The sequence below is a fragment of the Streptomyces sp. TAA204 genome (assembly GCF_000424965.1).
The window spans coordinates 475,644-498,129 of record NZ_AUKW01000003.1 but is presented as its reverse complement, the minus strand read 5'-3'; the positions used below and the strand labels follow the sequence as shown (position 1 = coordinate 498,129).

Genomic DNA, 22,486 nt, shown 5'->3' with positions numbered 1-22,486 from the left:
TCCGTGGTTGCAGTTCTGGTTGCATTCACCTGCGTCCAGCACCGTTCAGAACCCCCGCCCGGACCAACTGCACCACAGGTCAGGGCATTGCCGTGCGCTCCGGAATCCCCAGACGAACATTCGGAAAGCGTGTTGGAGGCAACCCCTCACGAGTTCGAATCTCGTATCCTCCGCCCAGCCTCACCGGGCTGAACGCAGGCCCCGACCGCACGCCGGTCGGGGCCTGCGTCGTGCTCCGGGTCGCCCATACATGCGAACTGCCCCCGACCAATCTTGATGGTCAGGGGCTGGTTCAGCTCCTGTGACGGCTCCAGGATTCGAACCTGGGAAGGCTGAGCCGGCAGATTTACAGACTGTCCCTGGCTGTTGGCCATGCGGCCCCCTCAAATGTCCCGCCGCTGGACACCGGTGATCGCGAATGTGGCCGCGGAGAGTGCCCACACCCCGTAGACCGTCCAGGCGCCGTCGGTGGACCAGGGGAACGCGGTCGGGGAGTAGCCGACCTCCACGAGCCGAAGCCACGCCCGGAAAGGCAGGGCGTGCCCGAGGACCGCCGACCAGTAGCCCCCATCGGTGAGAATGATGGGCAGAGCGAGGATGACCACGACAGTGGCGATCATGGTGGCGGCGGTGTGCCGGATGACCGTGCCGAGGGCCATGCCTGCCAGCGCACACACAGGGGCGAGAAGGGCGGATCCCACTACGACCCGCAGGGCACCCGCGTCCCCGATCGAGGCTCCCACGTCCCGGAGGCCGAGAATCGCCTGGGTCAGACCGAAAGAGGCCGCCGCGACGAATGCGCCGAATGCCGTCGTGACCGCTGTGACGACCACTGCTTTGGCCGCCATCACCGAACGGCGGGCCGGGGCGGCCGCGAACGTCGTGCGAATGGTGCCCGTGCTGAATTCTCCGACGATCACGAGGGCGCCGAGGGCTCCGAGCGCGAGCATCATGACTATGGCGGCGTTCGCGGTAAAGGCTTCTTGAAGGGGGATCCCGTCCTGGATGAAGTGGGCCCGATCTGCGGCGTTGCGTTCCGTCCAGTAGTTGTAGGTGTCGTAGGCGGTGCCTGCATTGAAGGCGATCACGGCAAGAGCGGTGGCCCCATAGGCGATCCAGGTCGAGCGAAGTGATCGGAGCTTGATCCACTCGGCTGCGACCAGATCGCGGAAGCGGTGGCGAGGCCCGGAGACGTCGCATTCGTCGGCGGATACTCGCGCCGCCGAGCGGGCGTCGGTTGGGGTCATCGTGATCCTCCTGCGAGGTACTGGACGCTGTCGGCGGTGAGTTCCATGAACACCTCTTCCAAGGAGGCGGACCGGGTGCTGAGTTGGCGCAGCGAAATGGCGTGCTCCTGGGCGATCTCACCGATCCGGCCCGCGGTCAGGCCGGTCACCGTGAGTTGATCGCCCTTCGCAAGCGCAGCCGCGCCGTGGGACCTCAGGAGCTCCCGCAGAGCGGCTGCGGCGGGCGTGCTGACGTGAACGCTCTGCTGGGTGCCTCGGGCCGAGAACGCTGCGAGGCTCTCCGCCGCGATCAGCTCGCCTCGGCCGATGACAATCAGCTCGTCTGCGGTGTGCTCCATCTCGGACATCAAATGGCTGGAGACGAACACGGTGCGGCCTTCGCCGGCGAGCCGCCGAAGCAGGTCCCGCGCCCACTTCACTCCCTCCGGATCCAGCCCATTGAGAGGTTCGTCGAAGAGCAACACCGGCGGGTCGCCGAGCAGGGCTGACGCGATTCCGAGCCGCTGTTTCATGCCGAGCGAGAATCCGCCGATGCGATGCCGGGCGACTTCGGCAAGGCCGACGTCCCGCAACACCTCCTGCACGCGGTGCTGCGGAATGCGGTTGCTGCGGGCCAGAACGGACAACTGAGCCAAGGCACTTCGCCCGCCGTGCACATCGTGCGCGTCTAGAAGGGAGCCGACGTGACGCAGGCCGCGGGGCCGCTCACGGAAGGGGCGTCCATCGACGGTGGCTGTGCCGCTGGTGGGCTCGTTCAGGCCGAGGATCATCCGCAGCGTCGTGCTCTTGCCCGCGCCGTTGGGACCGAGGAAACCGGTCACCTGGCCGGGCCGTACCGTGAAGGACAGGTCCTTGACGGCGGTCGTGCCGCCGTATCGCTTCGTGAGCTCGTTGACTTCGATCACAGGACCAAGTTGCCGGTGTGCGGCTGCGCCCGTCGTCCGGCCGTGGCTGACAATCCTCGGTCTCGGGGTCGTCCCTGGTTGTACAGCCACAGGCGGATGACCCGCCGTGCATGCGCGCTTACGATCGCGAGATGTCCTCCTCACTGTCTGTGCCTCTGCTGAAGCGCATCCCGCCGGGACTGTGGACGGCACTGGTGTGGGTCACGGCAGCAACACAGCCGATCGTCGAGTTCGTCGTCCTGAGGCCGCGGCACGCGTATTCGCTCAACTACCCCCGGGACGGCCTGGACTCACCCGCGGCTCGGGCACTGCTCGCCCTTGCGTTCGTGCTGGTCCTGGCAGGCAGTGCCCTGCTCCGCCGCAGCGCGATACCGGCATACGGCCTGGTGATCGCCGGAACGATCGTCTTGACCGCAGCCTGGCAGCAGGACGAGATTCCGCCTCTGCAATTCCTCGGAGGGGATGCCGCCCTGTGCTATGTCGCTGCCACCCGGCCCCGGCGGGCCTCCCTCGCATCGGCGGCCGGGGCGCTGGCCGTCCTCGCCTGCTACTTCATCCTGCGACCTACCGCGGGGGAGGATTCCGGTACCGCGTCCGAGCCGTTCATGGCCCTGACCGTGGTCGTTGCGTGGCTCGTCGGCAACTCGGTGTCACAGGCCCGCGCCCACGCGGAAGAGCTGCACGCCAGGATCGCTGCCCAGGCCGTCACCGCCGAACGGCTTCGCATCGCCCGTGAAATGCACGACACGGTCGCCCACAGCATCGGCATCATCGCCCTGCAGTCAGGCGCGGCTGTCCGGGTCGTCGAGACCCAGCCGGCCAAGGCCCGCGAAGCGATGCTCACAGTGGAGAAGGCAGGGCGTGAGACGTTGGCCGGACTCCGGCGGATGCTCGGCGCCCTGCGCCAGGCCGACCAGGAGCGCGAACAGACCGCGCCGGGCCAGGGGCTTGCACAAGCGCCTCTGCAACCGGCTGCCGGCCTTGCTGAGGTGGACCGGCTCGCTGCGACGACCACGGCTGCCGGTGTCAGGGTTCACATCAGATGGCTGGGGCGGCGCCGCCCTTTGCCCGCCGACGTCGACCTCGCGGCGTTCCGGATCATCCAGGAGTCGGTAACCAATGTCGTACGCCACTCGGGTACCGATTCCTGCCGGGTGAACGTCGATTACCGCGAGGACGAACTCGCCATCGAGGTCGCCGATCGCGGGAAGGGCGGAGACACCGGCACGAACACCGGGTACGGCCTGGTCGGCATGCGTGAGCGGGTGACACTGGTGCACGGCGATTTCACCGCCGGACCGCGCCCCGGGGGCGGCCTGCTGGTCACCGCGCGACTGCCTTTGCCAGCGGCAGCTGAACCGAAGGCTGAAGCAACATGACCATCCGCGTCGTACTCGCCGACGACCAGCCCCTGGTCCGCGCCGCCCTTCAAATGGTCATCACCGACACCACGGACATCGAGGTCGTGGGTGAGGCAGGAAACGGTGCCGAAGCAGTCCGGATGACCGAGGAACTCGCCCCGGACGTCATGGTGATGGATCTGCGAATGCCCGTCATGGACGGCATCGAAGCCACTCGGCTGATCACCACGGGCACCGGCTCCACGCGCGTCGTCGTCCTGACGACCTTCGACGACGACGACGACGTATACGGGGCGTTGCGTGCCGGCGCATCCGGATTCCTCATCAAGGACATGGCCCTGGACGACATCCTTGCCGCCGTTCGGATCGTCGCGGCCGGTGACGCCTTGATCGCGCCGAGCGTCACCCGTCGGCTGATAAACGAGTTCACCGCCCGCCCCGCGGCGCTGCCTACACGAAGGGCACAGCTCGACGGCATCACCAACCGGGAACACGAGGTGCTGACCCTGGTCGGCACGGGCCTCTCCAACGCCGAGATCGCCGAGCAACTCTCCATCAGCGTCACCACCGCCAAGACCTATCTGACCCGGCTGCTCGCCAAGCTCGACGCTCGCGACCGCGTGCAGCTTGTCATCCTCGCCTACGAGGCGGGCCTGGTAACGCCGTCCGCCTGAGCCCCAAGATTCGCTGGCCTTCTCTGGGCCGTCCGAGGACGGCCGACGCTGACAGTCGATGCCGGATGGTGACTGTCAGCGCACAGCTCTGGCCTGGGGCGCTCCAGATGATCTGCGACACTGGTACCGCTATGCCGACGCCCGGAGATCACCGGCGATCGCCACCATCGCCCCCAATTCGCGCGACATTCAATTCGATTACTACTTCTCCGATTTCTACCAGGCCGGTGTGCAGGAGATCGATGCGACCCTCGTGGGCGACGTCTCGGACTACGTGAGCGTGCCGAGTGGTGTCGAGTTGAACCAGGGTGGCCTGAACCCAGGGCCTCAGACCGTCGCTGAGATCAAGGCCAACCCGCACTTCATGATTTCAAGGCGGGCAGACCCGGGACAGGGTTTGTCACCGGACGACGGTGTCTGGGCGGCATGGAACATGGACTTCGTGCCCGAGTACCCGCCGCCGTGGGTCGAATCGAACCCCTTGGCCGAGTAGAGCTTCTCCTCCTTCGGTGTCCGGTAGGACAACGCCGCCTACCTTCCGAACCACAACCCGAGCGACATCGTGCACACAGGAGGGGCTTCATTCAGCTACGACGTCTCGCCGCTCCGCTACAGCGCCGCGACGGGCGCCGAGGAGAAAGCGGTGGCGGATCACATCGACAAGGCGTTCACCGAGCCGACTTCGACGATGCCCGGCAACCCCTCCAAGAAGGTCCCCGGGCAGAGTGCTTCTGATCCGCTCCACCGGCTCCAGCCGGACCTGGAGCAAACGAACAGGAACCGCTACAACGCGAATCGCCGTGAAGCGGTCAAGGTCTGCACCGCCGTTGACCCCGACTACGCCTCCAAGGGCCTGCAATGCGACGAGTACCCGTTCGCGTCCACCTACGAAGGGTCAGCCCAGTCGATCTATGAACCCGACAAGCCGAAGAACAACTTCTCAGCGCTGGCGGTGCCCAGCAACGACAATCAGAAGGCCGGCTCACAACTAGCCACCTACTACAACAACAATCGCATAATTGACGGCAAGAACGACGAGTTCCACGTCCAGATCATCTCGTAGCGCCCGAGACGCAGGCAGGTGTCCGGGGAGCAGTCGGACACCCTTCTCCTCAGAACTCCCACTGAAGTGTTCCCTCTTCCGTGAACGTCGCCGCGCACCCGTTACTCGTGAGGTGGGGGGCTTCATCGCCCACCTCATCGGGTGACGTTCCGGTCTCAAGAGCGAGCGCCACGTCGGCCCACATGTGCGCGACACTCGGCCAGGTGGGAGCCCCGCGATGCCCGTCGGTCCGCCCCCACGTCAGCACGCATCCATGGTGCCCTCCAGGACGCAGGTCCACGACCAGGAGATCCCCTGTCGTGTCATCCCCGACGGGGACGAAGTGACGGCTGAAGCCTTGGACGGCCGTGCCCGCCTCTCCGTCCTGTCCACCGAGGACAGCTGCCGGTGCGTCCCCAACCTGCATCTGCCACAGCTCAGTCGTGCGATCGAGGCTCGGCGGCAGGTGCATGGGGGGCAGCAGAAAACCCGCGCCTGCCTTCGGCACGACTCCGTCCGCGAAGAGGTACCACTCTTCGAGATCCGGCGGGAAGACCAGCCCTCCCATAAGAGCGCGCGCGGTCTCGATCTGTGCGCGGCCCGCAGCGGCGCGGAGACAGCGGGCGGAGACGGGCGCCAGTTCGCTCAGGACATCGACCACGCGTGGGAGCGTCTGCATCAAGGGTGCGGTCATGGCGCCATGGTGGCAGCCCGGTTCCTGCCGAGGTGTTCGATCTCGAGCGATCAGCTGTTCTGGGTTTCGCAGCAGCAGGGTCTGCTGGTTTCCAGGCGGCGGATCGGTGGGCCGGGGTTCGGTGGTGGGAAGCTTCGTACCCCCATGGCATGTACCGCGCGCGCATCCGTGCCGCTCCACCTGGTTCCCAACCCATGATCGCGTCGACGATCCGGTCCGGGACTCCGAGCAGCAGCACCGTCGCCGCCGTGTGCCTGGCGTCGTGAAGCCGTCCATCCCGTACGCCTGCATCGGCCAGGAGCTTCTTCCACTCGTGGTAGTCGGTGTTGGGGACGAGCGGTTCCCCGTCCGGCTTCGTGACGACGTAGCCCTTGTCGGTCCAGCGCCCCAACGCCTCTTGTTGCGCTCGCCGTTGGTCCTCCTTGTGTTTGCGGAGCAGCTTCGCAAGTTGGTCCGGCACTCCGATCGTGCGACGGCCTGCACGCGACTTGGTGAGCTTGGTCTCGCGTCGAACTTGCTTGCGGAAAGGACAGTGGCCAGGTTTTCGGGCGGCGACGGCGCCGGCCTTCACAACTGGTCAGGCACGCCTGTAGAGGACCGCTCGGCTGGCCCGAAAACGGAAGGTCGCCGGTTCGACGCCTTCCGCATCTCGTCCAGCGAGGCGTGCGCGTACCGTCATCGTGACCTCGATCCCGCTGTGACCGGCCGTCTGCAGCATCACGTGCGGCGGCACCCCGAGAGCGAGCAGAACCATCACGCAGGTGTGCCGGCCCTCGCGCACGGGAAGCACAGCCCGGCGGCTCACAGGACGGCGGGAGACAGCATCCGCGTCGCGAGCAGCAGTTCAGCGGCTGCCCGGTCGATTCGGCGGTCGAGGTGCGCCGGGGGCTCTCCCAGCAACTCGCTCCGCTCGGCGATCAGTTGCGTCGGCACGGTCCATCCCCCGAGTGAACGCGCCACCGCACGCAGGTGTTCGCAGGCGGCGGCGCCGGGGTGTAGCGACCCTGCAGTGGCTCCGATCAGCACGGGCTTGCCGCGGAAGGCTCCGCGGGGAGCGTGGTCGAGGAGGTTCTTCAACGCGCCCGAGTAACTGCCGTGCTGGACGGGGGTGATGACCACGATCGCCTCGGCACCGGCGATGCGGGAGCGCAACTCGCACACGTCGGGGTCGCCGTCAAGCACCCCGCCGGCGAACGCGTCCGCGTCGAGTACGGGCATGCGTAGCAGCCTGCGGTCGAGGAAGGCGGATTCCACCTCGGGGCTGCGCCGTCGCACTGCGTGCTCGATACGCCGGCCAAGGCGCTCGGAGGTGGACGAAGCGGCAGTGCTGCCGACGAGGAAGAGGGTGCTCATGTCCGGCTCCTCAGGCCACATCTGCGGCGAACCGGCCGGCGGGGCGCGGCAGGCCCAGACGGTCACGGAGGGTGGTGCGGGATTCCGGTCCGGCGTCCAGCAGGCCCCTTTCGCGCAGCCGCGGCACGACCGTCGTGAGGAACGAGTCGTCCGGCCCGGTCGGCGTGACCAGGAAGCCGTCGGCGGCGCCTTGTTCGAGCCAGGCGGCGATGTGCGCCGCCCCCGCTCCGGGCGGCAGGGGAGCGAGCACCTTGACATGGTCGGCGTCGCGTCCGGTGGCAACCGCCCCCAGCCGCAGGCGTTCACGCGAGGCCGCCGCGGCGGCCGGGTCAGCGGTGTCGAGGATGACGAGGTCGGCGTGGTGCGCCGGGCCGTCCTCCTGGACGGCGACCACGGGGTGCCCCTGCGGCGGCCGGGCGACGTTCAGGGGGCCGGCCACCGAGTAGTGGATGCCGACGTGGTCCAGCCGGTGCATCCGGTCCGTATGCCAGTACAGGCCGCTGGCGCGGTCGTGGACGAAGGCGTCGTCGTCGAAGCTGTCCCAGAGGCCGCTCACCACATCGACGTACTCGTCTGTGACGTCGTCGGGCGTTCCCGACGAGGCCCACCAGCCGGCCCGCCCATGGCTGAGATGGTCGAGCGACGCGGTGATACGGGCCAGGTGGTACGGGGCGAGGTCATCCGGGCGCGTGCGGATCACGAGCCCGATGCGCTCGGTGGCGTGGCCCAACGCGGCGGCAAGCGTGGTGACTTCGAACCTGCCCGGGTTCGCCGTGCCGGTCTCGTCGAGCACGACGGCGTGCAGCCCGGCCTCCTCGCAGGCGCGTACCAGGCGCCGGATCTCGGCGAGGTCCAGGGCCACGCCGCCGGGCTGACCGCCCGGACTGACCGCGGCGAGGAGGAGGCCCGCTGTCGCACCCTTTTCGTCGTGTCGCCCGTGGGCCATCAGGAACCTGCCTTCTGGAGAGGTGCCGCGGTGAGAGCCGGGCCGTGGTCGTCGAGGCCGAGGTTGGCCCGGAGCGTGGCGGCGTCGTACGAGGTGCGGTAGAGCCCTCGCCGCTGCAGCTGCGGGATCACGTGGTCGACGAAGTCGTCGGCGGAGCCTGGCAGATAGGGGAAGTCGATGTTGAACCCGTCCGCGGCGCCCTGCGTGAACCAGGACTCCATGTGGTCGGCGATCTGCTCGGGGGTGCCCGCGACGATGTCGCCCATCAGCCGCAGGGCCAGCCCGCGGATCGTCAGGTTCTCCCGGCGGGCCAGCGAGACCAGGCGTTCCGTGGTGCTTTGCGACTGGTTGGTGCCGGGCACGTCGGGGACGGGCCCGTCGACGGGGTGGCCGCTGAGGTCGACGCCGAGGAAGTCCTGGAGGGTGCGCACGGCGACGTGGTCGTGCACCAGCTCCTGCAGCTCCTCCAGGCGCCGCTTCGCCTCCCGTTCCGTGCCCGCCACGATGGGCGAAAGGGTCGGCCAGATCAGCACCTTGGACGAGTCGCGGCCGTTGCGGGCGACCCGTGCTTTGAGGTCGCCGTAGAAGTCCTGGGCGTCCTCGATCCGGTTGTGCCGGGTGAAGATCACCTCCGCGTGCCGGGCGGCGAACTCCCGCCCCGCCGGGGAGGAACCGGCTTGGATGACGACGGGTCGACCCTGCGGCGGGCGTTCGACGTCCAGCCGTCCCCGCACCGTGAAGTGCTCGCCGCTGTGGTGGACCGGGAGGCCTGCGGAACCGTTGCCCGGGTCGGGCGCGTTGTCCCACAGCTGATAGGCGACGTGCAGGAACTCCTGCGCCCGCAGGTACCGCTTGCCGTGTTCCAGGTGTTCCGCGCACCCGAAATTGACGGACTCCCAGGGGGCCGCGGAGGTCACGACGTTCCACGCGGAACGGCCGCCGCTGATGTGATCGAGCGAGGCGTACCGGCGGGCGAGCTGGTACGGCTCGTTGTAGGTGGTCGTGGCAGTGGCGGCCAGGCCGATGTGCTCGGTGGCGGCGGCGTAGGCGGCGAGGAGCGTAAGCGGTTCGAAGTGCTCGGTGCGCGAGGTGTGGCACAGCGAGTCGAGGTGTGTGCCCCAGACGGCCACGATGTCGGCGATGAAGACCGCGTCGAACAGGCCCCGTTCGAGGGTCTGTGCGCTGCGTACGTGGAAGTCGATGTCGAGCTGGGCATCCGCCGTGGTCTCCGGGTGGCGCCACGCGCCAACGTGGCCGCCCGGTCCGTCGACGATGCCGGCCAGGGTCAACCGCCGGCGTTGGTTGGGCATGGAGGGCTCCCTGTGATCGCGAAGGTGGTCAGTTCCGGACGGCCGAAGCCAGTGCCCTGGCGAGTACGGAGACATGGCCACCGGTCAGCATCGTGACGTGGTTGCCGGGCACGACGCGGATGGTGAGGTCCTCGCAGTGGTCCTCCCAGCCGAGCCCGGGACGGGTGTGGAAACGGTCCGACTCGTCGTAGTCGGTGCCCTTGCCGAAGCCGGTGTCGCCGGCCCGCAGCACGACCACCGGGCCGCGGTAGGGCTCCGGGCGGTAGCGCTGGACCGCCTCGACGCTGTACTGCATCAGGGCGACGGGATCACCGCCGCCGTCGTGCAACCAGTCGGCGATCTGGACGAGTTCGGCGAGGTAAGCGTCGGCGTCGGCGGGCTCGCCGGGGTCCGCTTGAGCGGCGGACTCGGCGGGGTCCGCTTGAGCGGCGGGCTCGCCGGAGTCTTCTTGGCCGGCGGGCTCGGCGTCCCCGTCCCGCCGGGAGCGGCTGTCGGCGACGGCGCGCAGCCTGCTGGCGAAGGAGCCCTCGGCCTCGGCGTCCGTCAACTCGCCGTCGGGGGCGCCGGCGTCCATCATCACCACGACGGGCGGCTCTCCGCCCGCGGCAGCGATGCGCTGCGCCACGTCGTACGCGATCACGCCGCCGCCCGAGAAGCCGCCCAGCACGATCCGCCCGTGCGCCGCCGGCAGCGACGTCACCGCCTCGTGGTAAGTCTCGGCGAGCTGCTCGGTCGACAGGTACTGCGGATCGGCCTCGTCGACCCGCGGATCGCGGATGCCGACGATCGCCTCCGGCCCGGCGTAGCGCTGGGCGAGCTGGGCGTAGCAGGCGACCTGGCCGCCCGGCGGGTGGACCAGGAACACCGTTCCGGCCGAGGAGTGTCGGGCCTCCCGCAGCGGAACGAGCACGGGGGTGCGGTCCGCGTCCGGGCTGTCCGTGCCGGTACCGGTGCTGCCGGTACTGCCGCCGCCATTCGCCTGCCCCGCGAGGAGCCGCGCGAGGCCGCCCGCGGTGGGGTGGCTCAGCAGGTCGTCCAGGCTCAGCACGCGCCCGGTGCGGGCGGCCAGTTCGCGCAGCAGCTTCATGGCGAGCAGCGAGTGGCCGCCGGACTCGAAGAAGTGGGCGCCCGGTGCCACGTCGGTGCCGCCGACGACATTCAGCCAGGCGGCCTTGACCTGTTCGGACTCGGGGCCCTCGGGCCATTCGCCCCCACCCGCCGTGGACGCGGCGCGCGAACCATCCACCATGTGCGGCAGGGCGTCCCCGGCGATCCCGTCCAGGAGGCTCCCGACGGTGGCCGCCGGAGCGTCCGGCGCTCCCGGCAGCTCCCGCAGCAGCCCGGCGCACTGCTCGGCCAGCTTCGCCGCCTCCTCGTCGGGCAGCCTGCTGCGGTCGTTGACGACGTCGAGGGCCAGGCTGCCGTCCGTGTCCCGGTGGACGAGGAGCGCGACGGGGAAAGCCGTCGCCGAGCCGGAGGCGTCCGGCAGTTCGACGCGCACGCCCTCCGCGGCCAGCGCATCGTCGAGCCCGTCGGAGGAGCGCGGATAGTTCTCGAAGACGATGAGGCTTTCGGCCAGCCGTTCGCCGGGCTGCCTGCCGCTCCACTCGTGGATCTGGCCCGTGGAGACCCACTCGTACGAGGCCATGTCGAGCGCCTGGTCGCGCAGCGCGGTGAGCAGTCCGGAGACGGGCGCCGACGGGTCGACGTCGACGGCCATGGGCAGCGAGTTCATCAACAGTCCGGGGATGCGCTCGACGCCCTCCAGCGGGATGCTCCGGCCCGAGACGGTCACGCCGAAGCCGACGGTGCGCGCCGCGCCGGGCGGGCGCACGGCGGCGTCGATGCGGCTGAGGAGCAGCGCCCAGGCGGTGTGCACGGCGCTGCTCTCGGTGGCGGCGTGCGCGGCGGCCCAGTTCCGCAGCCGGTCGGCCTCGGAAGCGGTGAGCCGGACCTCCGTGCGGCCCGAACCGCTCTGGCCCGTCGGCTCCGCGTCCGGGAGCGCGGGCGAGGAGGCGAGCACGTCCGCGGCGACGGCGGAGGCCCAGAACTGCCGTGCGGCGGTGGTGTCCTGGGAGCGCAGCCAGCGCGCATAGTCGCGTACGTCGGGACGGCGCTCCCCCGCCGGCGGCGCGCCGCCCGCCAGATAGGCGCGGTAGAACTCCTGGATCAGCAGGGAGATGCTCCAGCCGTCCAGCAGCACGTGGTGGAACGTCAGCAGCACCCTGGTGGACGTCTCTTCGGACGCCTCTTCGCCGGAGCCGTGCGCCTCGTCGACGAGCGTGACCCGCAGCAGCCCGGGGCGGCGCAGATCGAATCCACGGAGCCGGTCGCGTTCCAGCAGCGCGTCCCAGTCGTCCGTGCCGTCGGTCAGGCGCACGACTTCCGGGACGACCTCGTCGTGCAGCAGGAGCCGCGGCTCGTCGAGCCAGTCGACGGACGCCCGCAGCACCGCCTCCCGGTCGAAGACGGACTGCCAGGCCGCCGCGCAGCGTTCGGTGTCCAGGGGCCCGTGCCAGCGCCAGAAGAGCTGTTCGACGTAGCGGCCGCTGTCCTGGTGGGCCAGCGCGTCGAGGAGCAGCCCGTGCTGCTGCGGCGAGACGGGCACGGACTCGTGTGCGCCGGTCTCCGCGGCGGCGCCGGCGGCGGCAACCGGAACGGGAGCGGCAGCGGCGGCCTGGTGTGCGGCGACCGTCACTTCGCTGATCGCGGGCGGTTCCCCGTCCGTGCCGGCCAGGGTGGTCAGCACCCAGCGCAGCTGGGCCAGGAGCGCGAGGATCGCGTGCTCGTCCACTCCGTCGGCCGGGCTGGGCACCCAGGTCAGGCCCATCCGCAGCCGGCCGCTGTGCACGATGCCGTACGCCTCGATGCCGTACACCCGCTCGCAGCGTGCCGAGTGCTCGCGCGGAATCGGGCGGCCGGACATGCGGAACCGTCCGGACGGGCTGAGCTGGTCGGCCTGCCCGTAGTAGTTGAAGCAGGCCAGCGCAGGCGGCATGTTCCGCAGGGTCTCGCGCAGCGCCGGGTCGGCCGCGTACTCGCGGCACGCGCCGAAGCCGACGCCTCCGTCCGGCACTTCCGCCAGCGCGGCGCCCGCCTGCGCGAGATAGCTTTCCGGGGACTGCGACCGGTCCGCGTCGACCACGACGGGGTGGATGGAGGTGAACCAGCCGACGGTCCTGAACAGGTCGTCGCCCCCGTGCCGGCCGTGCGTCTCCACGTCGAAGGTGACGCGGGAGGTGCCGCGCCACCGGGCGAGGGCGTGGGAGAAGGCGCCCGTCATCAGATCGTGTACGGACAGGCCCAGCCGACGCGGCAGCGGGCCGATCAGCCGCTGTGCGGCCTCCACGTCGAGGACGAACTCCCCGCGCCGGATGGCCTGTTCGTCCGGGGCCGGGGTGGTGAGCAGCAGCGCCGGCGCCTTGGCGCGCTCGGCGGCCACCGCACGCCAGCGGTCGGCCTCGCCGGCACGAGCGGCGAGCGCCGGGAGGTCCGCGACCCACTGCTCGTAGCGGCATGCCTCGTCCGGGAGGCGCGGCAGAGCGCCGTCCGCCAGCGCGGCCAGGGCGAGTTCCAGGTCCTCCAGCAGGATCCGCCACGAGACGCCGTCGACGACGAGGTGGTGCACGGCGATCAGCAGCAGGTCGCCGCCGCCGTCGCGGTCACGGGTGAGCAGCGCGCGCACATGGTTGCCGGCCAGCGGCGTCAAACTGCCCTCGACGGCTTCGAGTTGCTCGTCCAGCTCCTGCTCGCTGCCGAAGTCCCGCTCCCAGAGCACCTCGCCGGGCGGCCCGTCGGCGAACGGCGGCGAGGCGAGCATGCGCCCCGCGCCGCCGTCGCAGGCGGCACCGTCGGGCGCCTCGAAGCGCGCGGACAGCGCGGGGTGCGCGGCGACGACGGCCTGCAGGGCCAGCCGCAGCCAGGCCGGGTCGACGTGCCGGTTCAGCTCCAGCAGCACGGACTGGTTCCACTGGTGGAGATCCGTCCTGATGTGCCGGAAGAACCAGGACTGCACGGGCGCGAGCGGGCTGCTGTCGCCGGCCGTCCCGGCCGGTGCCGGGCGCTGCGCCTGTACGGTCTCCCGCGCGCCGGACCCGTGCGGGCCCGCGGCGGTGCTGTCCAGGTGTGCGGCGAGGTCGGCGAGCACCGGGTGCCGGTAGACGTCGCGCATGGCGAGGGTGAGGTCTTCGCGCCGCAGCCGCGAGACGAGCTGCATGGCGAGGATCGAGTCGCCGCCGGACTCGAAGAACTGCTCGTCGTCGCCGCTCGTGCCGAGCAGTTCGTGCCAGGCGGCGCGGAGCACCGGCAGGGCGCGCGAGATCTTCGGGGCCGCCGGGCGCCCGCTCTGGTGAGGTGCCTGGGGAGGTGTCTGCGGAGCTGCCGGCTCCGGGCTGCGGGGCGCGGCCGGTTCGGGCTCCGGTGCCGCGGCTGGTTCCGGCGCGGCCTCTCCCGACCGCAGCCGCGCGAGCGCCTGGTGGTCGGTCTTGCCGTTGGCCAGCAGCGGTATTCGGTCCACCGGGAGGACGTGCGCCGGCACCATGTACGAGGGCAGCACGCGGGCCAGTTCCCGCCGGAGCGCGGCCGGTTCGAGGGTGCCGGGCACCGGATGGGCGACGATCTGGAGGCTGCCGCCCGCGTGCCGGGAGACGCCGACGGCGGCGTCCTCGACGCCGTCCAGGGCCACCAGAGCCGCCCGCACCTCGCCCAGCTCCACGCGGTTGCCGTTGACCTTCACCTGGTCGTCGAGGCGCCCGAGGTGGGTGAGCGCGCCGTTCGGCAGCAGGCGCACCAAGTCGCCCGTGCGGTAGACCCGTTCGGGTCCGGCGCCCAGGTCGAGGACGCGGAAGCGGTCGGCGGTGCGCTGCTCGTCCTCGACGTAGCCGTCGGCGACGGTGCCGCCGCCGATCCACAGCTCTCCGGGCGCACCCGGCGGCAGCGGGCGCAGCTCGTCGTCCAGGACGTGGCAGCGGACGCCCGCGTACGGGCGCCCGATGGGGACTTCGGCCCGCCGCGTCCAGAACGAGCTGTCGCCGCGCTGCCAGGAGAAGATCGTGACGTAGGAGGTCTCGGTCGGTCCGTAGGCGTTGTGCAGCCGCGCCGGCTGCGCCGCCTCGACGGCCGCGCGCAGCTCGTTCGGCAGCCGCTCACCGGTGCTGACCACGTCGTGCAGGGTCCGGTTGGCGGCGAACGCCGGGGCGGCGAGCAGCAGCCGCAGCTGCGAGGGCACGGCGTGCAGCAGCGTGACGGCGTACCGGTCCAGGGTCTCTGCCAGCAGGTCGGGATCGTGCTCGGCGTCCGGCGGCGCGACGATCAGGCGGGCGCCGGAGAGCAGCGCGACGAGCATCTCGTGCGCGCTGACGTCGAAGGTGAACGGCGCCTTGAGGAGCACCGCGTCGTCGGGGCCCGTTCCATAGGCCCGGATGGCGGCGAGCACGTCCGTGGCGAGCGCACGGTGACTCAGCTGCACGCCCTTCGGCTGCCCCGTCGAGCCGGACGTGTACAGCAGGTGCAAGGCGCTGTCGAGGGTGACGTTCCCCGCAGGCGCCGCCGCGGGGTCGCCGGCGAGCTGCCCGACGGGAACGGCCGGCGGCCCCGGCAGCGGTTCCGCGGCAGTTGACGAGCCGTCCGGGGCGGCGTCGTCGACCACGATCACGGACATGCCGCTGTTGCCGATCATGTGCTGCTGCCTGGCCCGCGGGTGTGCCGGGTCGATCGGCACATAGGCGGCGCCGGCGCGCAGCACGGCCAGCATGACGGCCACCGCCCCGTCGCTGCGGGGCAGCATGATGCCGACCCGGTCGCCGGGGCGCACTCCGCGGCTCGCCAGCCCGGCCGCGAAGGCGTCGATACGGGCGCCGAGTTCGCGGTACGTCCAGCGGCGGTCGCCGAACTCGACGGCCGTGCGGTCTGGTTGCTCAGCGGTGCGGCGGCGCAGCAGGGTGTCGACGTCGCTCAACTCCAGCTGCGGGCCGGTGTCGTTGATGCGGTCGAGGGCGGCGCGGGCCGTGTCCCCGATCCCGTCGAGCTCCGCGACGGGACGCTCGGGTTCCCGCGCCATCTGCCCGGCGAGCGCCAGCACATGCTGCGTGAACGCCTCGGCCGTGCCGGCCTCGATCCGTGCGGCGTCGTACTTGAGAAGGCCGACACAGGTGACGAACGGGTCGTCGCGCTCGTGCAGTTCGAGCGTCAGCAGGCCGAGGCCGGGGGTGAACACGTCCTCGCGCAGCCGCATCCGCAGCCCGTCCGGCAGCGGCACGCCGTCCGGGGAGGCGGACGGGTCGGCCCAACTGTGCATCACGAACGTGCAGTTGAAGACCTGCGGGTTCTCGTGCCGGACGCCGGGCACCAGGCGCGCGATCCGCGGGAACGGCAGCCGCGAGCGGTCCACGCCGCGCACCAGCTCTCGCTGCACCCGGCTGACGAAGCCCGCCGCGCTCTCCTCGTCCTGGCCGGGTGCGCGGACCAGAAGGGTGCGGACGAAGTAGCCGACGGTGCGTTCGAAGCTCAGGTCGCTGCGGACGCCGAGCGGCACGCCCACCGTGGGCGCGGACTGCCGCGAGTAGGTGCCCAGCGCCTTCAGATAGGCCGCCAGCAGGACGGCCGCCCGGCTGACGCGGTGGCTGCGGGAGAAGCGTCCGATCGCCTCCGACAGCTCGGCGCCGATCTCCACGGGGACGGCCGCCTGCGGTGCGGGGGCGCCGGTCGGGTCGGCCCCGTCCGCGGGGCCGAAGTGCCGGGCGTCCTCGGCCTGTTGGGCACGATCGGCCTGCCCGGCCTGCTCGACGGTGGTGTCCAGCGGGAAGTCGACGGTGAGGTCGGCGCCGTCGAGGCGTTCCCGCCAGTAGTCCTCCAGCTCCCTGCGCTGCCCCTCGGGGAGGTCCGAGCAGGCGGCGGCGTACTCGGCGAAGTCGCCCGGCTGCTCGTCCGGGAGGCCGCCGTCCCGGTAGGCGGCGAGGAGGTCGGCCAGCAGGATGCCGGTGGACTCGCCGTCCACCACGACGTGGTGCACCACCAGCAGCAGCGTGTGGTGGTCCGCGGCGTGCTGCAGCAGCACCGCCCGCAGCACGCCGTCGTCCACCAGGTCCAGTTCGCGCCGTGCCTCCGCGCGCAGCGCGGCGTCGTCCGGCTCCGCGCCGTCGCGTCGCTCCAGGACGGGCGCGGCGTGCGGGCGCAGTTCGAGCTGCGGCAGCCCGGCGTCCCCGTCGACGACGCGCGCGCTGAGCATGGGGTGGCGCTCCACCACCCGGGCCAGCGCCTTCTCCAGCGCCCCCGCATCCAGCGGTCCGCGCAGGTCGAGAGCGAGCGGAACGTTGTACGGGGACGCCGCCGGGTCGGCCCGGTGCTGGAGCAGCAGGCCGAGCTGATCCTCCGTGAGCGGCACCCGACGGGGCCCGGCCGCGGGTGCGGGCACCGCCTCGGTCAGCACACCTGACGAGGAATGTTCGGTCATCGCATGTCTCCTGGGTGGGATACGGGCGGCGCGCAGCCCAGCCTCCGTGGCGGCACCCGCACAGCGCTGACGCGCCGCTGATACCGGCCGCGCGGACGCCCGCGGCACCCGCGTCGTACGGCGGCCCGGCAAGCCCTGCCAGTGGCGGCCGGAGCCACATGCATTCGGGTCAGGGCGTGCGGTCGGCGACGAACGCGGCGAGACGGGCGAGCCCGTCCCTGATCTCGTCCGGCTCCAGGACGCTGAAGGAGAGCCGCAGTTGGTTGAGGCCGCCCTCGCCGGCGTAGAAGTGGTGCATCGGCGTCCACAGCACACCGAACCGCGCCGCGGAGTCCTCCAGCGCCGCATCGTCGGCGGCGAAGCCGACGGTGAGGACGGCGAACAGGCCGCCGGCGGGGGTGTTCCAGCTGGCAGGCGCGTCGGGTCCGGGGAAGTTCTCGCGCAGCGCGCCGAGCAGCGCACCGAGGTTGCGCCGGTACGCCTCGGCCGCCGGCGCGCTGGCCCGCTCCATGCTGCAGCCGTGCTCCAGCAGCATGCCGCCGATGACCGCCTGCGAGACCGCAGAGGTGTTGAGCGTCAGCATGCTCTTCAGCATGGCGAGCCGGTCGGCGAGCAGGCCGCCCTCGGCGACGGGCTGGTCTGCGACGATGTAGCCGACGCGGGCGCCGGGATAGGCGGTCTTCGCGAAGGAGCCGATGTGCACCACCCGCCGGGCGGTGTCCAGCGACTTCAGCGCGGGCGGCCGGGGCCCTCCTCCGTGGAACATCGAGTAGGGGTTGTCCTCCAGCAGCAGCAGGTCCTCCTGCTCGGCCACCCGCAGCAGCTTCTCCCGGCTCGCCACGGGCAGCACCGCGCCCGTCGGATTGGCGAAGTCCGGAATCACGTAGCACGCCCGGGGGTTGAGCCCTTCCGCCCTGGCGGCGCGCACGGCGGCGGCGAGGTCCGCGGGGTCCATGCCGCCGGGTCCCTCCGGTACGGGGCGCACCTCCATCTCGACGAGGCGCGCGGCGCCGGTGAATCCCACGTACGTCGGGGACGGGGCGAAGACCACGTCCCGCGCGTCCCGGCGCAGTGCCCGCAGCACGAGGACCATGGCCTCCTGGCAGCCGGTCGTGACCACCACGGAGCCGGGCTCGGGTGTCAGGCCCTCGTCGACGGCCAGTTGCCGGCCCACCAGGTCGGCGATGGTGCCCTTGGTGCCGCCGTACTGGTAGAGCTCGCGCGAGACCTGCTCCTCGGTGAGGCCGCGTTCCCGGCGCAGATGGCCGATGAAGGTGTCCAGGTGGCGGTGGAGCGCGTCCGGTGCGAAGTGGCCCTCGTACGGCCGGCCCGCCGCGAACGAGACCGCGTCCGGGTAGCGCCCGTTGACGTCGTTGAGGAGCGTCATCGAGGTCAGGGCCGGGTCGGAGAGGGAGGCGTGCAGATCCGCGGTGCGCAGCAGGGCGCGGGTCGTGTCCTCGGACCGGGCCTCGGACGGTGTCTCGGACCAAGCCTCGGACGGTGTCTCGGACCGGGCCTCCGGCGGCGCGTCGAGGACTCCGCCGGTGGCCTCGGACCGCGGATTCATCAGGCCGCCCCGTCCATGGCGTCGGCGAGGCTCTTGGGGCGCATGTCCGTCCACAGCTCCTCGACCCGCGCCAGGGCGGTCTCCCTGTCGGTCTCCTGCACGGCCACTGTCCAGCCGGCGGGCACGTCGGCGAAGGACGGCCAGAGCGAGTACTGGTGCTCGTCGTTGACCAGCACGAGGAATCTGCCGTCGGGGTCCTCGAAGGGGTTGGTCATGATGCTCCTTTGACGGTGCGTCGGCTGGCTCGCCTCTCGTTTGCCAGCGTGCGGGCGGCCGCTGCTACCGGGCTGACGCGGAGCTGACGCCGGGCAGGGAAGAGCAGCGGTCCGGCGCTCAGGTCGGCTGCGCCTCCCATTCGAGCGACGCCACGGCGTCCAGGATCCGCCCTACGCCCGGCAGGTAGTGCTCTTCCAGCAGCGGCGCCGGATAGGGCACGTCGAAGCCCGTGACGCGGCGGACGGGGGCCTCCAGGTGGTAGAAGCAGCGCTCCGTGATCCGCGCGGCGATCTCCGCTCCCGGGCCTGCGAAGCCGTGCGCCTCGTGCACGACGACCGCGCGTCCGGTGCGCCGCACGCTGTCGCACACCGTCTCCTCGTCCAGCGGCATCAGCGTGCGCAGGTCGACGACCTCCAGGTCCCAGCCGTGTTCGGCCGCGGCGCCGGCTGCTTGCAGCGCGGTGCCGGCGGCGGGCCCGTAGGCGACCAGCGTCGCGTCGGTGCCGCGGCGGCGCACCGCGGCGCGACCGAACTCTTCCGTGTCGGCGGGCAGTTCGGCGTCCTGCTTGTGCCAGTACAGCCGCTTGGGCTCCAGGAAGACCACGGGGTCGGGCGAGAACACCGACCGGTACAGCAGCGAGTAGGCGTCCCGCACGGTCGACGGGGTGACGACGGTCAGCCCGGGAGTGGCCATGTAGTAGATCTCGGAGGAGTCGCTGTGGTGCTCGACGCCGCCGATGCCGCCGCCGTACGGGATGCGCACGGTGAGCGGCAGCGTCAGCGCCCCGCGGGTGCGGTTGCGCAACTTCGCTACGTGGCTGACGAGTTGCTCGAACGCGGGGTAGGCGAACGCGTCGAACTGCATCTCCACGACGGGCCGGTAGCCGTACATCGCCATGCCGATCGCGGTGCCGAGGATCGCCGACTCGGCGAGCGGGGTGTCGAAGCAGCGGTCCTCGCCGAACTCCTCCGCCAGCCCGTCGGTGACGCGGAAGACGCCGCCGAGCGCGCCGACGTCCTCGCCGAAGAGCACCGTCCTGGGATCGGCACGCAGGCAGTCGCGCAGCGCGGCGTTCAGCGCACCCACCATCGTGATGCCGGCCGCGCCGCTCACAACTGCCCCTCGGTGGCGGCGAGTTCGCTTTCCAGAAGGGCCGCCTGCTCCCGCAGATGCGCTGGGGTGCGGCTGTAGACGTGCTGGAAGATCTCCCGCGGATCGCGCACCGGACGTGCAGAGATCCGCTCGCGCAGCGCGGCGGTGAACCGCTCGGCGTGCTCGGCGGCCTCCTCGACGTCCGCGCCCGAAAGGGTGCCGTCGTCGAGGAGGCGGCGCCGGAACCGGTCGACGGGGTCGCGTTCCGCCCAGTCCCCGACCTCCTCCGGCGTCCGGTAGCGGGTGTCGTCGTCAGCGTTCGTGTGCGGGTCGAGGCGGTAGGTGAGCGCCTCGACGAGGGTCGGCCCGTGGCCGGCCCGCGCCCGCTCGGCGGCCCGCCGCACCGCTCCGTACACCGCGAGCACGTCGTTGCCGTCGACGCGGACGCCGGCGGCGCCGTAGCCGGCGGCCTTGTCGGCGAGCGCGCCGGCTGCTGTCTGCTTGGCGAGCGGCACGCTGATCGCGTACTGGTTGTTCTGCACGAAGAAGACGGCGGGGGCGCGGCGCACGGCCGCGTAGTTGAGGGCCTCGTGGAAGTCGCCCTCGCTGGTGGCACCGTCGCCGAGGTAGACCAGGGCGACGACGGGATCACCGTGCATCCGGGCCGCGTCGGCGAGCCCGACGGCGTGCGGGCACTGGGTCGCCAGCGGCGTGCACTGGGGTGCGGCGCGCACGGCCGCCGGGTCGTAGCCGCAGTGCTGGTCGCCGCGGAACAGGGCGAGTACCTCGACGGGGTCGACGCCGCGGGTGACGAGCGCGGCGCTGTCCCGGTACGTCGGGAAGATCCAGTCCTCCGCCCGCACGGCGAGCGCCGAGCCGACCTGGCTGGCCTCCTGGCCGCGCGAGGAGGGGTAGACGGCGAGCCGGCCCTGCCGGCTGAAGGTGGTGGCCTGCTCGTTGAACGCGCGGGCCGCCACCAGCGCCCGGTACATCAGCAACTGCTCCCCGGCGGACGGCAGCTGGTCGGTGCCGGGCGGGGCGCCGGGTGCGCTCTCGTAGGTGTCCGCGCGGCCGGCGGGTCGGTCGAGATCCAGCACGGTCATGACCGTCCGCCCTCCCGGCGCCGCTCGTTCCGGCTGACCCAGGTGCGCTCCAGGTTGCCGATCAGGTCGCTGCTGTGCAGCCGGTACGCCTGCTCCAGCGCGTACTTGGCGAGATAGCGCCGGAAGACGTCCCACGGCTCGTCGCCGAGGTTGAGCATCCTGCGGTTGGCGGCGACTGCCGGGTTGTCCAGCTGCCGGGCCGCCCGCGCGACGGCCTCGTCCACCGCGTCCGCGGGCACGGTCTCGTCGCAGAACGCCGCCGCCTCCGGGGAGTCGGCCCGCATCACGTGCCCGCCCAGCACGAACCGCCGGGCCGCCCGCGCACCCATGAGCCTGGTCAGCCGCAGGTTGGCCAGCCCCGGCACCAGGCCCTCCTCCATCGCCGGCAGGCTGAACCAGGCGTCGTCGGCGGCGACCACACGGTCCATCGTCGGCAGTATCTGCATTCCGCCGCCGACCGCGAAGGTGTCGACGGCGCCCAGCCACGGCTTGTCCGCGTCGGGCCACCAGTCGCCCTGCGCCGCGCCGTCGGCCTCGGGCTCCAGGTTCAGGCCGCGCACGAACTTGGCGATGTACCCGGCCTCGCGGCGCAGCAGGAAGCCCAGGAAGGAGATGCCGCCGTGGTAGAGGCGGGTCAGGTTGATGCCGGCGCTGAACACCCGGCGGCCCCGGTAGGCGGGGTGCGTCATGACGCCGCCGCGCAGCACGCCGACGTGGCTGTGCGCGTCGAGCAGCACCAGGTCGGTGCCGGTCTCCAGCGCCTCGACAGCCTCGTCGTCCTCGGCGTTGAGGTAGTCGTCGTTGCGCAGCTCCAGCTGCGCGACGCCGTCCTCGCGGGTGACGGTCGCCAGCGTCAGGTCCGCCCGTCCCGTGCTGCGGAAGGCGGGCAGCTCCTCCAGCGCCCTCGGGCAGGGCCGCAGCATCGAACGCAGCAGGTGGCCGCCGGCCGCCGGATCGTCCAGCACGAAGTGGAACAGCAGCCCCAGGTCCACCTCCCAGCCTTCCTTGTGCCGCTGCTCCTGCCCGGCGTCGAGGGCGAGCAGCCGCGGGGCGGGCGCCAGTCCCGGGTAGCGGTCGGCGGCCAGCCGGGCGACCTCGGCGAGGCGGGGCCGCCGGGTGAAGCCGTCGGTCAGCTCGGCGTAGAGCCGGCCCGCGTGGTGGGTGAGGAAGCGGCGCCGCAGCGAGCGCGCCTCCCCGTGCAGGGCGTCGGCGGCGCGGTGCTCCGCCGAGGTGCGCCCAGTGGGCGGCGGCAGCGCCTCCACGGCCTCGTCGAGTTCCCGCAGCCGCGGGCCCACCAGCAGCAGATCGGCGTCGAACTCCCCTGTCAGCTGCGGGAGTTCGGCCGGGTGTGCGGTGACCGCGGGGGCGCTTGAGTGGGCGGTCGCGGGTGTGGAGTCGAGGGTCTGGAATGACGGCACGACGGTGGCTCCGATCGCGGACGAGCCGGTCGGTGTCGGCTGGAGTGCCGGCCGGCGTTGGCTGGTGTGCGTGGGTGCGGTGGTTTCGCCGTTCATCGGGACGTTCCC

The 22,486-nt window shown here is 71.5% G+C and carries 16 protein-coding genes and 1 pseudogene; 4 read left to right on the top strand and 13 right to left on the bottom strand.

Annotated elements, in window-relative coordinates:
- Window positions 1–383: 383 nt before the first annotated feature.
- Both H343_RS0107660 and H343_RS0107655 read right to left on the bottom strand, forming a co-directional pair.
- Window positions 384–1,247, bottom strand: coding sequence for an ABC transporter permease (locus tag H343_RS0107660; protein WP_028430647.1), 864 nt, complete (start codon window positions 1,245–1,247; stop codon window positions 384–386).
- Window positions 1,244–2,152 (bottom strand): ATP-binding cassette domain-containing protein, encoded by a 909-nt coding sequence (locus tag H343_RS0107655; protein ID WP_028430646.1) that lies wholly within the window; start codon window positions 2,150–2,152, stop codon window positions 1,244–1,246. The genes H343_RS0107660 and H343_RS0107655 overlap by 4 nt, the downstream gene beginning before the upstream one ends.
- Before the next feature lie 131 nt (window positions 2,153–2,283).
- On the opposite strand from H343_RS0107655, the gene H343_RS0107650 reads away from it, so the two are divergent.
- The 4 genes from H343_RS0107650 to H343_RS29500 all read left to right on the top strand — a co-directional run bounded on the left by H343_RS0107650 (window position 2,284) and on the right by H343_RS29500 (window position 5,250).
- On the top strand, window positions 2,284–3,531 hold the full coding sequence (locus H343_RS0107650) for a sensor histidine kinase (RefSeq protein WP_028430645.1): 1,248 nt from the start codon (window positions 2,284–2,286) through the stop codon (window positions 3,529–3,531).
- Complete coding sequence (locus H343_RS0107645; protein ID WP_028430644.1) at window positions 3,528–4,187, top strand: response regulator transcription factor; 660 nt, start codon at window positions 3,528–3,530, stop codon at window positions 4,185–4,187. The genes H343_RS0107650 and H343_RS0107645 overlap by 4 nt, the downstream gene beginning before the upstream one ends.
- Before the next feature lie 58 nt (window positions 4,188–4,245).
- Entirely contained in the window at window positions 4,246–4,680 is a 435-nt protein-coding gene (locus tag H343_RS0107640) for a hypothetical protein (RefSeq protein WP_028430643.1), read from the top strand.
- 150 nt (window positions 4,681–4,830) lie between these two features.
- Window positions 4,831–5,250, top strand: coding sequence for a NucA/NucB deoxyribonuclease domain-containing protein (locus H343_RS29500; protein ID WP_158679523.1), 420 nt, complete (start codon window positions 4,831–4,833; stop codon window positions 5,248–5,250).
- Between the two features lie 49 nt (window positions 5,251–5,299).
- On the opposite strand, the gene H343_RS35835 is transcribed toward H343_RS29500, so the two are convergent.
- The 11 genes and pseudogenes from H343_RS35835 to H343_RS29475 form a co-directional block, all read right to left on the bottom strand.
- Entirely contained in the window at window positions 5,300–5,923 is a 624-nt protein-coding gene (locus H343_RS35835) for an SMI1/KNR4 family protein (RefSeq protein WP_028430642.1), read from the bottom strand.
- Between the two features lie 148 nt (window positions 5,924–6,071).
- Window positions 6,072–6,482 (bottom strand): annotated as a pseudogene (locus H343_RS35830) (tyrosine-type recombinase/integrase); the annotation flags it as partial.
- A gap of 242 nt (window positions 6,483–6,724) precedes the next feature.
- A complete protein-coding gene (locus H343_RS33525; RefSeq protein ID WP_158679522.1) occupies window positions 6,725–7,276 on the bottom strand; it encodes an NADPH-dependent FMN reductase in 552 nt (183 codons plus the stop codon).
- 10 nt (window positions 7,277–7,286) lie between these two features.
- Window positions 7,287–8,222 (bottom strand): LLM class flavin-dependent oxidoreductase, encoded by a 936-nt coding sequence (locus H343_RS29485; protein ID WP_051264714.1) that lies wholly within the window; start codon window positions 8,220–8,222, stop codon window positions 7,287–7,289.
- Window positions 8,222–9,532, bottom strand: a complete 1,311-nt coding sequence (locus H343_RS29480; RefSeq protein WP_037902734.1) for an LLM class flavin-dependent oxidoreductase — start codon at window positions 9,530–9,532, stop codon at window positions 8,222–8,224. The genes H343_RS29485 and H343_RS29480 overlap by 1 nt, the downstream gene beginning before the upstream one ends.
- A 28-nt stretch (window positions 9,533–9,560) precedes the next feature.
- Window positions 9,561–16,982, bottom strand: a complete 7,422-nt coding sequence (locus tag H343_RS0107605; protein ID WP_028430640.1) for a non-ribosomal peptide synthetase — start codon at window positions 16,980–16,982, stop codon at window positions 9,561–9,563.
- A gap of 169 nt (window positions 16,983–17,151) precedes the next feature.
- The gene (locus H343_RS0107600) at window positions 17,152–18,549 is read right to left on the bottom strand and encodes an aminotransferase-like domain-containing protein (protein ID WP_078505150.1); all 1,398 of its coding nucleotides are present in this window, start codon (window positions 18,547–18,549) and stop codon (window positions 17,152–17,154) included.
- On the bottom strand, window positions 18,549–18,764 hold the full coding sequence (locus tag H343_RS0107595) for an MbtH family NRPS accessory protein (protein WP_028430638.1): 216 nt from the start codon (window positions 18,762–18,764) through the stop codon (window positions 18,549–18,551). The genes H343_RS0107600 and H343_RS0107595 overlap by 1 nt, the downstream gene beginning before the upstream one ends.
- Window positions 18,765–18,882: 118 nt before the next feature.
- Window positions 18,883–19,854, bottom strand: a complete 972-nt coding sequence (locus tag H343_RS0107590; protein ID WP_051264792.1) for an alpha-ketoacid dehydrogenase subunit beta — start codon at window positions 19,852–19,854, stop codon at window positions 18,883–18,885.
- Window positions 19,855–19,874: 20 nt separating this feature from the next.
- Window positions 19,875–20,960 (bottom strand): pyruvate dehydrogenase (acetyl-transferring) E1 component subunit alpha, encoded by a 1,086-nt coding sequence (pdhA, locus tag H343_RS0107585; protein ID WP_028430636.1) that lies wholly within the window; start codon window positions 20,958–20,960, stop codon window positions 19,875–19,877.
- Window positions 20,957–22,474 (bottom strand): enoyl-CoA hydratase/isomerase family protein, encoded by a 1,518-nt coding sequence (locus H343_RS29475; RefSeq protein ID WP_051264712.1) that lies wholly within the window; start codon window positions 22,472–22,474, stop codon window positions 20,957–20,959. Before H343_RS29475 ends, pdhA begins: the two co-directional genes overlap by 4 nt.
- Between the last annotated feature and the right edge of the window lie 12 nt (window positions 22,475–22,486).